General features: G+C 61.0%; 11 protein-coding genes. 2 read left to right on the forward strand and 9 right to left on the reverse strand.

Going from position 1 to position 15,239, the window contains the following annotated elements; all coding sequences use genetic code 11:
- Nucleotides 1–183: 183 nt before the first annotated feature.
- The 6 genes from IE093_RS08795 to topA form a co-directional block, all read right to left on the reverse strand.
- Nucleotides 184–711 carry a L,D-transpeptidase family protein gene (locus IE093_RS08795; RefSeq protein ID WP_229803424.1) on the reverse strand — a complete coding sequence of 176 codons (528 nt, stop codon included), beginning with the start codon at nucleotides 709–711 and terminating at the stop codon, nucleotides 184–186.
- Between the two features lie 245 nt (nucleotides 712–956).
- On the reverse strand, nucleotides 957–1,544 hold the full coding sequence (locus tag IE093_RS08800; RefSeq protein WP_189468258.1) for a DUF4202 domain-containing protein: 588 nt from the start codon (nucleotides 1,542–1,544) through the stop codon (nucleotides 957–959).
- A gap of 38 nt (nucleotides 1,545–1,582) precedes the next feature.
- Nucleotides 1,583–3,271: a putative bifunctional diguanylate cyclase/phosphodiesterase gene (locus IE093_RS08805; protein ID WP_189468260.1), complete on the reverse strand. Its 1,689-nt coding sequence runs from the start codon at nucleotides 3,269–3,271 to the stop codon at nucleotides 1,583–1,585.
- Nucleotides 3,272–3,595: 324 nt separating this feature from the next.
- On the reverse strand, nucleotides 3,596–3,832 hold the full coding sequence (locus IE093_RS08810; protein ID WP_189468261.1) for a hypothetical protein: 237 nt from the start codon (nucleotides 3,830–3,832) through the stop codon (nucleotides 3,596–3,598).
- A gap of 112 nt (nucleotides 3,833–3,944) precedes the next feature.
- Entirely contained in the window at nucleotides 3,945–4,409 is a 465-nt protein-coding gene (locus IE093_RS08815; protein WP_189468263.1) for a DUF6586 family protein, read from the reverse strand.
- Nucleotides 4,406–7,054: a type I DNA topoisomerase gene (gene topA, locus IE093_RS08820; RefSeq protein WP_189468265.1), complete on the reverse strand. Its 2,649-nt coding sequence runs from the start codon at nucleotides 7,052–7,054 to the stop codon at nucleotides 4,406–4,408. The genes IE093_RS08815 and topA overlap by 4 nt, the downstream gene beginning before the upstream one ends.
- Nucleotides 7,055–7,432: 378 nt before the next feature.
- Here topA and pyk point away from each other — a divergent pair, with 378 nt between their 5' ends.
- On the forward strand, nucleotides 7,433–8,890 hold the full coding sequence (gene pyk / locus IE093_RS08825) for a pyruvate kinase (protein WP_189468267.1): 1,458 nt from the start codon (nucleotides 7,433–7,435) through the stop codon (nucleotides 8,888–8,890).
- Nucleotides 8,891–8,894: 4 nt separating this feature from the next.
- Nucleotides 8,895–9,371, forward strand: a complete 477-nt coding sequence (locus IE093_RS08830) for a methylglyoxal synthase (RefSeq protein ID WP_189468269.1) — start codon at nucleotides 8,895–8,897, stop codon at nucleotides 9,369–9,371.
- Nucleotides 9,372–9,661: 290 nt separating this feature from the next.
- Here IE093_RS08830 and IE093_RS08835 read toward each other — a convergent pair whose 3' ends face one another.
- From IE093_RS08835 to IE093_RS08845, 3 genes are all read right to left on the reverse strand, one after another.
- A complete protein-coding gene (locus tag IE093_RS08835) occupies nucleotides 9,662–11,887 on the reverse strand; it encodes a DUF3141 domain-containing protein (RefSeq protein WP_189468270.1) in 2,226 nt (741 codons plus the stop codon).
- Nucleotides 11,888–11,959: 72 nt separating this feature from the next.
- Nucleotides 11,960–13,768 (reverse strand): sodium-extruding oxaloacetate decarboxylase subunit alpha, encoded by a 1,809-nt coding sequence (oadA, locus tag IE093_RS08840; RefSeq protein WP_189468272.1) that lies wholly within the window; start codon nucleotides 13,766–13,768, stop codon nucleotides 11,960–11,962.
- A 13-nt stretch (nucleotides 13,769–13,781) separates the two neighbouring features.
- Nucleotides 13,782–15,197, reverse strand: coding sequence for an acetyl-CoA carboxylase biotin carboxylase subunit (locus IE093_RS08845; RefSeq protein WP_189468274.1), 1,416 nt, complete (start codon nucleotides 15,195–15,197; stop codon nucleotides 13,782–13,784).
- Nucleotides 15,198–15,239: the final 42 nt, after the last annotated feature.

Genomic DNA, 15,239 nt, shown 5'->3' on the forward strand with positions numbered 1-15,239 from the left:
GATGTTCTCCTTGAGAGACTTCCTTGGTTCAGCTTGGGTTGTGCCTGGTGTCAAACAGGCGTCCTGCAGGTGCAGGTTCTTCTTGCCATGACTTCGACTGGAAAGCCATGAAGTCAAACGCTGTTTTATTATAGACATGGGTGCCTTGTCTACCTAGAAAACAGCATTTTTCTGTAACTGAGCCTAGCGGATCACCACGCGAGTGCCAACTTCAACGAGACCCGCCAATCGCTCGATCTGTTCATTGGTCACGGCAATACAACCTTCGGTCCAATGAAAGCGCTCATGGATCGAAGGATCTCCCTTGCCGATACCATGAATCCCGATATCGCCTCCCAACACCGTATCCTGCGGTGGCCGCCCATATCGTCGCAGATAGGCGAAGTAATCCTCGTATTCCTGCTGGCTCATGATACCGGCATTCAAGGCATCGAGTGCATGCCATGGGGTGGGGTAGTTGAGCCCCAGGAAAATATGGAAACGACTTTTGAAATTGAACCTGTTGATACGAAATTCACCGGTTGGAGTTTGCTTGTCTCCCCTGACCCGGAGCGGGGCGGCGCCTCGCTGGCCAAGCGATATCGGAAAGAAACGCTCGACCTCCCGTTCCCCCCGGTAGACGTGTAATGTGGCACTCTCGTCATCTATCAACAGCCATAGTTCATCGGGTCCGTGCAGGTGTAGATTGGCCTGGGCTCCCAACGCCGGCATGACGGCCAATGCCCAGACCAGCAACAAATTTCTCAGGCGGCTCATGCGTGCTACGTCTCCGGTAGGTTGCGGCGATTTCATACCTTATCATGACTCAACATACAACGTTTTTCCGCAACGACCACATGCGCCAAATCCAACACCCTGACATTAGGCCCTTCACCCCGCCATACTATTTGCATATTTCCCCGCTGGTTTTGAGATGCCATCACCGGAAGCCACCAATCGGGAAGGTGATGACCTAATCAGGCCAGTGCGCGTTGCACCAACGCCTTGTGCGCGGGAGCTAGCGTAATGGTCTCTGCCAGCTCATGTCCTCGCGCCGACATCTTGTTCCAGGTCTTGCGCACGATGCGTAGCAGCTTGGCCTCGTCATGCTCCTTGGCAAAATCGGCGAAATAATACTGCAGAAAGACCAGACAGGCGACATCCTCCAGTGCCTGGGTCTCGGCATCGCGGCGCAAATTCTCCTTGCGGATCAAGGCAGCGACACGCTCGCACGTCGCCTCGTCGTAGCCGACGTCGGCCAGCACTTCGGCCGCTTGCTCAGCCTGACGACGTCCCAAGTCACGACGCCAGGCCAGATAACCGGCACGGTCACGGGAATAGTCGTCGCGCGGGATACGCCAACGCTGCAGGTGCTGTGCACGGACCGCCAGACGCAGCGCCTCGCTGGCCTGTGGCGCCACCCGCTCCAGCCATTCGCTCATGCGCCGGGCATAGAGCTGCTCGTAGGGAATGCGCTGCCCTTCCACTTCTACTAGCCGTGGATCCTCGCGGTGCAAGCCATCGAGCCGTTCGATGGCTGCCTGAAACCGTGATGCGTCAGGCATCGTTCTACTCCCCCTTCGAGTCGATCTTTCTTTTGAGCCTAACCGAAAGAATTTCCCTGACAAGCCGCATAGGCGCGGCGCCATTCATGGTATCGGTCCAAAGGCAGTGCCGGGGCGTAGAGAAAACCTTGTGCCTGGTCACAGCCCAACTCGCGGAGGATATCGCGCTGCATCGCATTCTCCACGCCTTCTGCCGTAACCACTAGATCGAGCGCATGCCCCACATCGATCATGCAAGCGATCAGCTTGCGCGCCCGTTCATCGAGTTCCAGGCCATTGACGAAGGCTCGGTCGATCTTGAGCCCGGTGATCGGTAAGTGCCTCAGGTAATTGAATGAGGCAAACCCGGTGCCGAAGTCGTCGATGCTCACGCCGATCCCATGGCAGCGCATGCGCTCGATCGCTCGTTTGGCAGCGCCAAGGTCCTGCATCAGGGCACTCTCGGTAATCTCGATCTCCAGACGCTGCGGTGCTATGCGATGCTCCTCGACCATGTCCTGGAGCATGTGCAGCAACTCCTCATCGAATAGATTGCGCACTGAGAAATTGATACTGACGCTTCCCGGATCGTCAGCGACGAATCGACAGGCCTCACTAGCGACGAAGCGGGTCAGCGGTGCGATCAGGGTGGTGTTTTCAACCTTGGGCATGAACAACCCGGGAGAAATCAGCCCTCCCTCGCCATCGCGCCAACGGATCAGTCCTTCGCACCCGCAGACACGACCATCGAGCAGGCGGATCTTGGGCTGATAGTGGAGCTCGAACTCTCCTTGTTCCAGGCCACGCCGTACTTGCGAAATCATCTTGATCGTCTGTACCGTGCGCCGCTTGAAGGCAGGAGAAAAGTGGCAATGGAAGCGCTGCTTCTCGAGCGCGGCAAACATGGCGATGCGCGCTTCATGGATCAGGTCGTCGGGCTGCGTGTCCCTGGCCTGTTGCAAACTGCTACCCAGCACCAGTTGCGCGCGCATGGGCACATCCTGGACCACCAGGTTATCTTCTCCCACCTCGGCCAAGCGTCGTGCGATCCTCTCTAGCTCATCGTGGGCGATATCGCTCAGTACCAGCATCAATTCCGCTGTATTGAAGTGGTAAATACCCTCCACCTCCGGAACCTCGCAAGATAGCCGTTCACTGATCGCCGACACCAGTTCGTCGGAAGCATCCGCCCCCATGGCTTCAAGCACATCGGTGATATCGGTGATGCGCACCAGAATCAGCCCTACAGACGTGCCATGCCGCCGGGATGCGGCCAACCAGTCGGCCAGATCCTCCTTCAAAGCGATCGGATTGGGCAACCCCGAACGTGGATCGGTACGCGCCACGATTTCACGTGTTTCGCTCGACTTGCGCAAGAGATGAAACAACCAGCCGGCAATGGCCCCCAACGCGAGATAAAGCCCGAGACGAATCAGCCAGTTGGACGGGGCCTGAGATGTGCCATCGGCTACATCCAGCGGCATGGCTGCCATCAACAACCCCGCGGCCATAGCCACGACCAAGGCACCGGGCAACTCGTACCAGGCGGCAGCAAGCAGGACTGGAACCAGCATCAGATAGGGATAAGAATAGGTTGTGCCACCGGTCAGATAGACCGCCAGGGTGCCGGCCCCCAACAGAGCCAGTAAGGCGCCACCGCAAGCGACATGCCGGAGCGGGGCTGGCCAGGATCGCCATCCAAAAGATCGCCGATCCTCCGATATCGGGCTAGTGAAGAGCACCGCCATTCGCTTCCCCTGCTATCCTTGTCATTCTGCCGGGCTATCGCTCAGATGCTGTCTCTCGCCGAGTGACCCATCCGGCTCACCAACAAGTCGGTGTCTTACAGATCAGTTACTACTAATCACTACACCAGCTCTTTTGTTAACACCACTCTCCATACTTTTCTTTTTGTAAATCTACGTAACCTTGCTACTGACTCAAGGGCACCCATGAACGCCCGGTGACGGGGCCGCCCACCGCTCGTCGGCGGTGAACACCTTTACCTGTCGGCATGGCACAAAAAACCCCGCCCGAGCATCCCGGGCGAGGTAGAGTGACTGTCGTCATCATCAATGTACGGTGGCGGGAAACCCCTGATCCTCGCTCTCTTCCTGCCACAGCTTGCTGCGAGTGATGGCATGATCGATCATCTCCTGCGCCACTTCGAAGCGGCTCTGACGCAACAAGCCGGCAGCCTCGTCGGAGAAGCGAATGCGCATCAAGGGCTCCCCCTCTCCTTCTGCGGGCCGCAAGACGATCTCACCATCTGCAAGTTCGACGATTTCCAGAATCGCGGTATCGGACATCGGGGACTCCCCCTGAATCGGGAACAAAGAGTACAGCAATAAAAAACGACCACGGTAACCGGCCATGGTCGCTGTCATTTGCCACTAGCCTATCACCTCGTCGGCCAAGGCGTCACCATTCGAAGCTGGTTTCACGCATGCTGGCCAGCTCATGCTTGAACTCCCGGACACACCACTTGAGCTCATCGGCAAGCGAAAGTCGTTCGGCCGTGGAGATCAGCGCCGGCGATCCCACCGACTCGCGCTGAGCGGCTCCGTCCACGTCATGCAGGGCTTCCAACCGCCGCAGTAGTACCGCCAACCAGCTGTCGTCGCGCCTGGCCAGCTCACGCAACCGCTCGAGTTCAGCCAGGCGGCGATCGTTTTCGCCCAGAAGCTCATGCCAGTCATGACGCTCCAGCATGGCGTGCTCGGTCAACTCGCGCAGCGCCGAATTCAACGCCAGCTCGACAAGTGCCAGAGCGCCCTCTTCACGGGCCATTCGCCGCGACATGGCGTGCTCATCATCGACAACGGACGTATCGAGCAATAACTCGGCCTGGTAGAGCAACTGGTTGGTGCGGCCTCGGGGCGTCATTTGCGCTTATCCTCCACCTGCCACTTGCCATCTTCGAAGATAGCGCGCCAGCCAGTGGCCTTGCCATCCTCGTCGGTCATCACGTACTGCGACTTGGTCTTGCGCGAGAAGCGGATCTGCGCCGGACGACCATCCGGATCCTCGCTAGGGGCCTCGAGCAGGAAACGATACTTGTCGGGCAATTCCCTGGCATGCGCCTTGAGCTCACGAACCAAGGGCGGGCGCGTCTCGCGATTCTTGGGAAACTGACTTGCGGCCAGAAACAAGCCACTGGCACCATCGCGCAGCACATAGTGATCATCGACCTTCTGGCAGGCCAGCTCCGGCATGGGGATCGGATCCATCTTGGGCGGCGCTACCTCGCCGCTCTTCAGCAGCTTGCGTGTGTTCTTGCAGGTATCGTTGGTACAGCCGAAGTACTTGCCGAAACGACCGGACTTCAACTGCATCTCCGAGCCACACTTGTCGCACTCCAGCGTCGGCCCCTCGTAGCCCTTGATCTTGAACCGTCCCTTCTCGACCTCATGGCCATCGCAGTCAGGGCTGTTGCCGCAGATATGCAGCTTGCGCGATTCATCGATGAGATAACTGTCCATGGCAGTACCGCACTTGGTACAGCGATGCTTGGCGCGCAGGGCCACGGCTTCGGCTTCCTCGTCGGCGTCGGCGGCTACCGCCTCCTCACCGGGAATCAAGTCGATGGTAGTCTTGCAACGCTCCTTGGGTGGCAAGTTGTAACCCGAGCAACCCAGGAAAACGCCAGTGGAAGCCGTGCGTATCTGCATCTTGCGCCCGCAACTCGGGCAGTCGATATTGGTCGCCACCGGCTGATTGGGCCGCATGCCATTCTCGCTCTCGGCATGCTCCAGCTGCTTCTTGAACTCGGCGTAGAAGCTGTCGAGCAACGCTTTCCAATCGCGCTCGCCTTCGGCGATCTCGTCGAGGCTGTCCTCCATGCGCGCGGTGAAACCGTAATCCATCAGATCGCTGAACGACTCCTTGAGGCGCTCGGTAACGACATCGCCAAGCTTCTCGGCATAGAAACGCCGGTTCTCCAGCTTGACGTAGCCACGATCCTGGATGGTGGAGATGATCGAGGCATAGGTCGAAGGGCGGCCAATACCGCGCTTCTCCAGTTCCTTGACCAAGCTGGCTTCAGTGAAGCGTGCCGGTGGCTTGGTAAAGTGCTGTCGAGGTTCGAGTTCCTCGAGTGTCATCGGCGTGCCTTCGTCCAAGTCGGGCAGCGACTGGTCCTCATCCTTCTTGCCGGCCGGCTTCATCACCCGGGTATAGCCGTCGAACTTGAGCACCCGGCCCTTGGCCTTGAGTTCGTAGTCCCCGGCTTCCACGGTCAGAGTAGTGGAGAGGTATTCAGCCGGTGTCATCTGACAGGCCACGAACTGACGCCAGATCAACTCATAGAGGCGTTCTGCATCGCGCTCCATACCTGACAGATCAGTTGCCTTGCGCTCCACGTCCGAGGGCCGAATCGCCTCGTGAGCTTCCTGTGCACCCGCCTTGCTGGTGTAGCGGTTAGGGGCTTCCGGCAGGTAGCGCTTGCCGTATTCACTTTCGATATGACTGCGTGCCGACGCCACCGCATCCTGTGACAGGTTGGTGGAATCGGTACGCATATAGGTGATGTAACCCGCCTCGTAAAGCCGCTGAGCCAGGGTCATGGTCTTCTTCACCGAGAATCCCAGGCGCCCGCTGGCAGCCTGTTGCAGCGTCGAGGTAATGAAGGGTGCACCAGGCTTGGAGCGAGTCGGCTTGTCTTCCCTGGCGGTGATCTTGAGGCTGGCCTGCCTGAGCGCCGCGATGCGCTCGAGAGTCTCTGCCTCGGAAGTAGGTCGGAATGCCTTGCCATCCTGGCGCACCAGTTCGAAGCGTACCGGCTCGGCTTTCGCCTTACCCGCCCCGTCCCCAGGCACCAGGTTCGCATGCACTTCCCAGAACTCTTCGGGAACGAAGGCACGGATCTCTCGCTCGCGCTCGACGATCAGGCGCACCGCTACCGACTGCACCCGACCAGCGGAGAGCCCTCTGGCGATCTTGTTCCATAGCAGCGGCGACAGCATGAAGCCCACGACCCTGTCGAGGAAGCGCCGCGCCTGTTGAGCCTCGACGCGCTCGATGTTCAGCGCACCGGGATCCTTGAAAGCCTCCTGGATGGCATTCTTGGTGATCTCGTTGAATACCACCCGCTTGTAACGCTCATCCTCGCCGCCAATGGTTTCCTTGAGGTGCCAGGCAATCGCTTCCCCTTCACGGTCCAAGTCCGTTGCCAGATAGACGGCATCGGCCTTGGCAGCGTACTTCTTGAGTTCGGCGACGACTTTCTCCTTGCCAGGCAGAATCTCGTACTGGGCACTCCAGCCGTGCTCGGGATCGATACCCATGCGTCGGATCAATTGGTCCCACGCTTTCTGCTGCCGATAGAAAGCTTTCTCTTCCGCTGACATCTTGCGCGTCGCCGCCGCTTGCCGGGCACGCTCCTTGGGATCGGAAGTCGTCTTGCCCGAGCCGCTGGTCGGCAGGTCACGGATATGACCCACGCTCGACTTCACAATGAAATCGTTGCCGAGATACTTGTTGATCGTCTTGGCCTTGGCCGGTGACTCGACGATGACCAGTGACTTGCCCATAGTGCTCCACTTTCCTCATGGCACCGGTCACACGACCTGCGCCTAGCTGTTCGACTCCCAGCGTTCCCGCCGGGCGAAAAATGCGCCTACCCTACCCCAGCCTCCAGCTTGGCGCCAGTCATCTCGCTCCGCTCGCTTAGTGACCCTAGCCCTCAGTCCTTTATTCACGCAAGCTGGAAACCGGCTCGGCATCTTCCACCAGAGCGTGCCATGACAGCGTTGATGGCGACATGTCACTAGACTTTTCCATCGAGCCAAGGCGTGGTGTACTATGATGTAGTAAAATCACTACATCATGTCGAACCCACTACACGACATCAGGTTTGTCATATCGGCCCTTCATCTATAACCCTAATAGAAACACTACAGGAGATTTCCATGTCGTATCCCCTTCACGACCCCGTCCGCCGCACCAAGATCGTCGCCACCCTGGGCCCGGCCAGCGACCGCGAGGGGGTGCTCGAGGCCATGATCGCCGCCGGGGTCGACGTGGTGCGCCTGAACTTCTCCCACGGCTCGTCCGACGACCACCGCCGCCGCCTGGCCCGGGTACGCGAGATCGCCGAGCGCCTGGGCAAGAGCGTCGCGGCGCTGGGCGACCTGCAGGGCCCCAAGATCCGCATCGCCCGCTTCCGTGACGGCGCGGTGACGCTGGCCGAGGGCCAGGCCTTCATCCTCGACATGGCGCTCGACGGCGAGGCCGGCACCGCGGAACGCGTGGGCTGCGACTACAAGCAGCTCGCCGCCGATGTCGCCACCGGCGATCGCCTGTTGCTCGACGACGGCCGCCTGGTGCTCGAGGTCGAACGCATCGACGGCGCCGCCGTGCACACCCGCGTGGTGGTCGGCGGCAAGCTGTCCAACAACAAGGGCATCAACAAGCAGGGCGGCGGGCTCTCCGCCGCGGCGCTCACCGACAAGGACAAGGCCGACCTCAAGACCGCCGTCGACATCGGCGTCGACTATCTCGCCGTGTCCTTCCCGCGCTCGGCCGCCGACATGCAGGAAGCTCGCGCGCTGCTCGGCGCGGCCGGCGCCGAGATCGGCCTGGTGGCCAAGATCGAGCGCGCCGAGGCGGTGGCCGACGCGGCGACCCTCGACGCCATCATCGAGGCCAGCGAGGCGGTGATGGTGGCTCGCGGCGATCTTGGCGTGGAGATCGGCGACGCCCAGCTGATCGGCGTGCAGAAGCGCCTGATCAAGCGCGCCCGCACCCTCAACCGTGCGGTGATCACCGCGACGCAGATGATGGAGTCGATGATCGGCGCTCCGCTGCCGACCCGCGCCGAGGTGTTCGACGTCGCCAACGCCGTGCTCGACGGCACCGACGCGGTGATGCTCTCCGCCGAGACCGCCGCCGGCGACTACCCGGTGGAGACCGTCGAGGCCATGCACCGCCTGTGCCTGGGCGCCGAGCGCGAGCGCATCGCCCAGGAATCGGGGCACCGCATCCACGAGGGCTTCTCGAAGATCGACGAGACGGTGGCGCTGTCGGCGATGTACGCCGCCAACCACCTCGAGGGCGTGGCGGCGATCGCCTGCATGACCGCCACCGGCTACACGCCGCTGATCGCCTCGCGCATCCGCTCGGGGCTGCCGATCGTCGGCCTGGCCCACAGCCCCATCGCCCAGCGGCGCATGGCGCTGTACCGCGGCGTGGTCTCGCTGCTGTTCGATACCCGCGACATGGCGGCCGACGAACTCGACGAGAAGGCCGTGGCGATCCTCAAGGAGCGCGGCATCACGGTGGCGGGCGACCTGATGATCCTGACCCGCGGCGATCACATGAACGCCCACGGCGGCACCAATACGCTGAAGATCCTCGAGGTGCGATAAGCCTATGAGCGAACAACGCCCCGGCCAGCAGACGACACGTACGCTCCCGGCATGCAAGCGCATCGCCTTGATCGCCCATGACGGTAAGAAAGGCGAACTGCTGGACTGGGCCAAGCGCTGGCGCGAAACTTTGGCCCGCCATCGACTCATCGGGACAGGCACCACCGCCAGGCGCGTCTCCAACGAGCTGGGACTTGAGGTGGAAGGCCTGATGAGCGGGCCGCTGGGGGGCGATCAACAGATAGGTGCGCTGATCACCGAACAGCGCCTCGACTTGCTGATCTTCTTCTGGGACCCCTTCGCTCCCCAGCCCCATGACCCCGACGTCAAGGCGTTGTTGCGCCTGGCAGCGCTGTGGAACATTCCCGTGGCCTGCAACGCCGCCAGCGCCGACTTTCTGATCAGTTCGCCCTATCTTGTAGAGGATGTCAGCATCGGGATTCCCGATGCCAACGACTGGGTCGCCGGGCGGACCTCCTAGACGAGGCAAGCTCAGTGGCACCTTCATCGCGCAATGAATTGCGCTCCCACGATAGCCCCGAGTCATCCCCGGAAGCGGTGGGAGCGCAGCTCCGCTGCGCGATCCGGCCGCCAGGCCGCCTGCATGGCTTCGTGACACTCCCATCGCGCAATGAATTGCGCTCCCACCACCCCATAAGGCTACGCACCCTCGTGGGAGCGCAGCTCCGCTGCGCGATCCGGCCGCCAGGCCGGCTTGGGTGACTCTCCCATCGAGTCCACGGGCGCTTATATGGCCCCGTCCCGTTGTTCCTACCGGGGCCTCATCAGTGCCTCGGTTCGAGCACTAGCCGACGGACGCGCCCGATCGAAGGCAGCCTTGACCACTGCCAGGCGCTCCTGGGAGTGTTCGCTCAGTGGACCGCTGGCATCCAGCACGTGCTCGATATGTGCCAGATGCTCGTCGATCTGGGCATCGCTCTGACCGTGGAGCAAGGCTGGCAAGGCGTCCAAAGCCGCCTGACGATCCAGCTTGAGGATGAAGAACTGGTCACGAACCAGCGCCTTGAACGCCGCCAGATCGATGGAGGGCTCCACCTCGGCACGGGTCGCCTTCAAGCGCTGGAAATTGCGTTCATCGGTGGCGGGTGCACCACCCAGCACATAGATCAGGGAACGCATCACGGCTTCATGATGCCCCCCCTTGGCAACCCGGGCACACAGTTCATTCTTGCGATTTTCGACGAATCGACGGTGCTCAGGCTCGATGCCCGGCCGCCGACGCAGCGGCTCGTTGCCGGCTCCCAGTCCGACCATGGTCTGCAACCAAGGCTGGCCATACACACCGAGGAACATGCGCTCGATAGCCTGATCGCGAACATCACGATAGAAATCGAGCGACTGCTCGATCTGATGCGAGACGATCCCTTCCAGTACCCACCAGGGATTGTCCGCCGTCTCGGCATGTCGATCAGCCTTGACCCATTCGGCCAGTACCGGGACTGGCACCATCAGCGGATTACGATCGGAAAACAGCTTGTAGCCCATGCGGATCGGGTGAAGGCGACGTATCCAGCGTGCTGCCGATGGCGTCATCAGCGCCTGCATCCATGGCCGCACGAGCATCTGGTAAATGCCCAGATTGATGTCGGACACACGTGCCACCGTAGCGAAGCGCCGATCGTCCTCATCGCTGGGCTGGACGATCTCGTCGAGATCGCTCAGCTCGCGCGTTGCGAACTCGAGCAGGTAGTCGCCGTCGATATGGACCTCACCCTCACGCGCCGCGGTTTCGGTCACGGTGGTTTCGTAGAGCCCTGGCGGCAGTACGTCGATGTAGTCCATGTTGGCGGTGAACTCGGCATGCTCCCTGCGCGAGACACTGCCCGAGACGAAAATACCCAAGTGACCGGTGAAATCATGCACACAGTAGACAATGGTCTGTTCATTGGCCTGGATATCGTCGACATCGGCGTAGAGGTCGCGAACCCAGCCCAGTGCCTGGGGCGGTGGCGTGATATCGTCACCCTGCGAGCAGAACACCACGATCGGCGAGCTGATGTTGCGCAGGTCGATACGCCGGCCGTCGCTCGTCGAAAGCTGGGATGTGCTCAGGCGGTTGCCAATGAACAGGTTATCGACGATGTACTGGATTTCCTCGGCCCCCAGCACCACGTGACCGCCCCACCAGCGTTCGAACTGTAGGTAGCGCTGGGCTTCGCTGTCGATGTTGGCGAACAATCGGTACTGCTTGGTCCACAGTGTGTTGGCGGGATTGAGCTTTTCGAAGTTCTGCACCAACCAGGCGCCATCGAAGAGCCCGGCGCCCAGATCGCCGACGAAGGCCGTCACCCAGCTTCCACCCGTCATGCCACCGGTATACCGCATGGGCGCCTTGCCACGCTCGCCGGCCCAGTAGGAGAGAGGTGCCCCGGCGATCAGGATCGGCCCGAAACACTCGGGCTCCAGCGCGGCCGCCATCATGATCTGCCAGCCGGCCTGGCAGTTGCCGACTACCATGGGTCTTTCCGTGGTATCGGGATGACGGGCAATCACCTCGCGCAGGAAGGCGATCTCGGCATCGACCACGTCTTCCACCATCTGCCCAGGAACGGGAAACGGCAGGAAACCGATGAAATAGCATGGGTGACCGGCGCGCAATGCCACACCGATCTCACTGTCGGGCTTGAAGCCCCCGATGCCGGGACCATGGCCGGCACGCGGGTCGACGACCACGAAGGGCCGCATGTCAGGATCGATCTCGACGCCTTCGGGCGGCAGGATACGCATCAGTTCGTAATTGACCGGACGCGGCAGGTCACGGCCATCCATCAACACCTCGGCATCGAAGCCCAGTACATTGGGCTTGGTCTGCTCCATGTGCTCGAGGTACTGATTGCCACGCTCACGCATGACATCGAGATAGAGCACGCTGCGCTCGATGGTATCGCGCCAGTAGGCAAACGTGTCGCGCCCGAAGCCCAGTGGGTCGAACAACGCCAAGGCCGAGGTCGCAAGGTTGGCATAGGCCGGCAACATGGGAGCCCCCTTGAGCTGTTGCTACTGCACTGCAGACTAACGCGAAACCTTGACAGTTGTCATGCCGAATCGTTACTCGATTTCGACCAGCACTTCCCCCGGCATCACCCGGTCTCCGCGTTCGACATGAATGGCGACAACCTGCCCCTGCAGGCGTGCGTGGAGTTCGGTTTCCATTTTCATGGCTTCGGTGATCAGCACCGGTTGGCCGGCCTCGACGCTATCGCCAACCGCCACCAGCACTTCGACGATGGTGCCCGGCATGGCGGTAGTGACATGCCCAGCCGAGCTCGCACGAGCACGCCCCGGCGCTTTCGTCGCCAGATAGCTGTCGCGCGGCTCGACGACCACCGACTCGGGCATGCCATCCAGGGTCAGATAGACTTGTCGCTTACCGCCACTGTCGCGTCCCACGCCGGTGATTTGCACTTCATAGGATTCACCGTGCACGTCGATGATGAATTCGGTGGGTGTGGCTTCGGTGACCGGGCGACCGCTTTCGCCAGTATCGGGCAATGGCTCCGGCACCAGGTTGCCGTCACGCCTGTCGCTCAGGAAGTCACGGCCGATGTCGGGAAACATGGCATAGGTCAGGACGTCTTCTTCGCACTCCGCAAGCTCGCCGATTTCCTGGGTGAAACGCTCCATCTCCGGTGCCAACTGGTCCGCTGGACGCCCTTCGGCTACGGGCTGATCGCCGATGGCCAGGCGCCGGACGCGATCGTCGACCGGTGCCGGCGGCTGGCCGTAGCCGCCCAATAAATAACGCTTGACCTCGTTGGTAATGACCTTGTAGCGCTCGCCAGTGAGGACATTCATCACCGCCTGGGTCCCCACGATCTGCGAGGTCGGCGTCACCAGTGGCGGATAGCCCAGCTCGGCGCGCACGCGGGGAATCTCGTCGAAGACCTCGCGAATCCGAGTCAGCGCATTCTGTTCCTTCAACTGATTGGCGAGATTGGACATCATTCCGCCAGGCACTTGGCTCGACTGCACTGCCACATTCTCATGGGTGAATTCGCTCTCGAAAGCGGCATACTTCTTGCGCACCTCGCGCAGACGATCGCCCACGGCCTTGATCGCTTCGAGGTCGAGGCCGGTGTCATAGGGAGTGCCCTGGAAGGCCGCCACCATGACCTCGCTGGCTGGATGACTGGTGCCGCCAGCGAAGGCAGAATTGCACGTATCGAGGTGGCGGCATCCCGCTTCCACGGCCTTGAGATGACACTGGGCGGCCAAGCCGGAAGTGGCATGCGTGTGCAAATGCACCGGGACGTCCACGGCATCGACCAAAGCCGCCACCAGATCGAAGGTGGCATAGGGTGTCAGCAGTCCCGCCATATCCTTGATGGCAATGGAGTCAGCCCCCATTTCGACCAATCGCCGGGCATCGGCCACATACATGTCGAGGGTATGGACGGGGCTGACGGTATAGCACAGGGCACCCTGGGCATGCTTGCCATTGGCCTTGATGGCGCGGATGGCGGTCTCCAGGTTGCGCAGATCGTTCAAAGCATCGAAGACGCGGAAGATGTCGATCCCTCTCTCGGCGGCCCTGGCGACGAAACGCTCAACCACGTCATCGGCGTAATGCCGGTAACCGACCAGGTTCTGGCCACGCAACAGCATCATCAATGGCGTCTTCGGTAACGCTTTCTTGAGAGCCGTAAGCCGCTCCCAAGGATCTTCCTTGAGAAAGCGCACACAGGCATCGAAGGTCGCGCCGCCCCAGACTTCCAGAGCGTGAAAGCCAATGGCGTCGAGCGACTCGCAGACCGGTAGCATGTCCTCGGTGCGCAGGCGCGTGGCGATCAGCGACTGATGGCCATCACGCAGCACCACATCGGTAAGAAACACGCGAGAATCGGTGGAATCAGGCATGCGGTGTCGTTCCTTAGAGTCCAGCATGGGCAGCGATGGCGGCAGCAATTGCCAATGCCACCTCTTCGGGGTTGCGTTTCGCTGAGTAGTTCAACAACTCAGGGCGGGAAGCCACGAAACCGGTGTCGAAATTGCCACTCCGGAAGTCCGGATGACGCAGGATCGCTTCGAACAGTGCGGCATTGGTCTTGATACCCTGCAGACGCATGTCATTGAGGGCCCGAATGCCACGGTTCAGGGTTTCCTCCCAAGTCATGCCCCAGACGATCAACTTCAAGCACAGTACACCGAAATACGGCGGGATCTGATAGCCGGTATAGATCGCTGTGTCGGTGCGCACCCCGGGACCGCCCGGCGCATAATAGCGGGTGATGCGACCAAAGGACGGCAGGAAGTCGTTGCGTGGATCCTCGGCATTGATCCGAAACTGCAATGCATAACCGTGGTGGCGGATGTCTTCCTGGCGGAACGAGAGCTTGTGGCCGGCGGCAATGCGAATCTGCTCACACACGATGTCGACGCCGGTGACGGCCTCGGTCACCGTGTGTTCGACCTGAATCCGCGTGTTCATTTCCATGAAATAGATTTCGTTGCCGCGCACCAGAAACTCCACGGTACCGGCATTCTCGTAGCCCACTACTTGCGCTGCACGCATTGCCAGCATACCGACATAGGCCCGTTGTTCGGGGGTCAAGCGCGGACAGGGGGCGATCTCCAGCAACTTGCGGTTGTGTCGCTGGATTGAGCAGTCGCGTTCAAACAGATGGATCACCCCTCCGTGACGATCGGCCAGTACCTGCACCTCGATATGCTGGGCATCGACGATGCACTTCTCGAGGAACACGGCCTCGGAACCAAAGTGGCTACCAGCCTCGGCCACCACCCACTCCCAGATCTTGCCCAGTTGCTCGGCAGACTCGCAGCGCCGGATACCGCGACCACCACCTCCAGCAACGGCTTTCAGCATCACCGGATATCCGATATCCTCGGCTTGAACCAAAGCCTCGTCGAGGCTGCTTAGCTCGGTCAGCGTGCCAGGTGTGACGGGAATGCCGGCATCTTGCATCAGGCGTCGGGAGCGGACCTTGTCGGTCATGCGCGCGATCACCTTGGCATCGGGGCCAATGAAGGCAATGCCTGCCTCGGCACACAACGCCGCGAAATCGGCGCTTTCGGCGAGGAAACCATAACCGGGATGAATGGCATCGCAGCCCGTCTCGCACGCCAGATCGACCAAGCGGCGCGCATCCAGATAACCCGCCAAGGGAGCGTCACCGATGAAATAGGCTTCGTCGGCACGCTTGACGTGCAGAGCGAAACGATCAGGATCGGTATATACCGCCACTGAGCGGATCCCCATCTCGGCGCAGGCCCGCTCGATACGCACGGCGATCTCCCCGCGGTTGGCGATCAGCAGTTTATGGAACACGTACCGGCCTCCAGGAATAGTCAAATCGATCGTTTTTTGCCA

It is taken from the genome of Litchfieldella qijiaojingensis, assembly GCF_014651875.1.
Lineage (GTDB): Bacteria > Pseudomonadota > Gammaproteobacteria > Pseudomonadales > Halomonadaceae > Litchfieldella > Litchfieldella qijiaojingensis.

Excerpts from the sequence above, each read along its gene's own strand:
- IE093_RS08835 (WP_189468270.1), bottom strand. The coding sequence starts at position 11,887 with ATGTTGCCGGCCTATGCCAACCTTGCGACCTCGGCCTTGGCGTTGTTC.
- IE093_RS08810 (WP_189468261.1), bottom strand. The coding sequence starts at position 3,832 with ATGTCCGATACCGCGATTCTGGAAATCGTCGAACTTGCAGATGGTGAG.
- pyk (WP_189468267.1), top strand. The coding sequence starts at position 7,433 with ATGTCGTATCCCCTTCACGACCCCGTCCGCCGCACCAAGATCGTCGCC.
- IE093_RS08830 (WP_189468269.1), top strand. The coding sequence starts at position 8,895 with ATGAGCGAACAACGCCCCGGCCAGCAGACGACACGTACGCTCCCGGCA.
- oadA (WP_189468272.1), bottom strand. The coding sequence starts at position 13,768 with ATGCCTGATTCCACCGATTCTCGCGTGTTTCTTACCGATGTGGTGCTG.
- IE093_RS08800 (WP_189468258.1), bottom strand. The coding sequence starts at position 1,544 with ATGCCTGACGCATCACGGTTTCAGGCAGCCATCGAACGGCTCGATGGC.
- IE093_RS08815 (WP_189468263.1), bottom strand. The coding sequence starts at position 4,409 with ATGACGCCCCGAGGCCGCACCAACCAGTTGCTCTACCAGGCCGAGTTA.
- topA (WP_189468265.1), bottom strand. The coding sequence starts at position 7,054 with ATGGGCAAGTCACTGGTCATCGTCGAGTCACCGGCCAAGGCCAAGACG.
- IE093_RS08805 (WP_189468260.1), bottom strand. The coding sequence starts at position 3,271 with ATGGCGGTGCTCTTCACTAGCCCGATATCGGAGGATCGGCGATCTTTT.
- IE093_RS08795 (WP_229803424.1), bottom strand. The coding sequence starts at position 711 with ATGCCGGCGTTGGGAGCCCAGGCCAATCTACACCTGCACGGACCCGAT.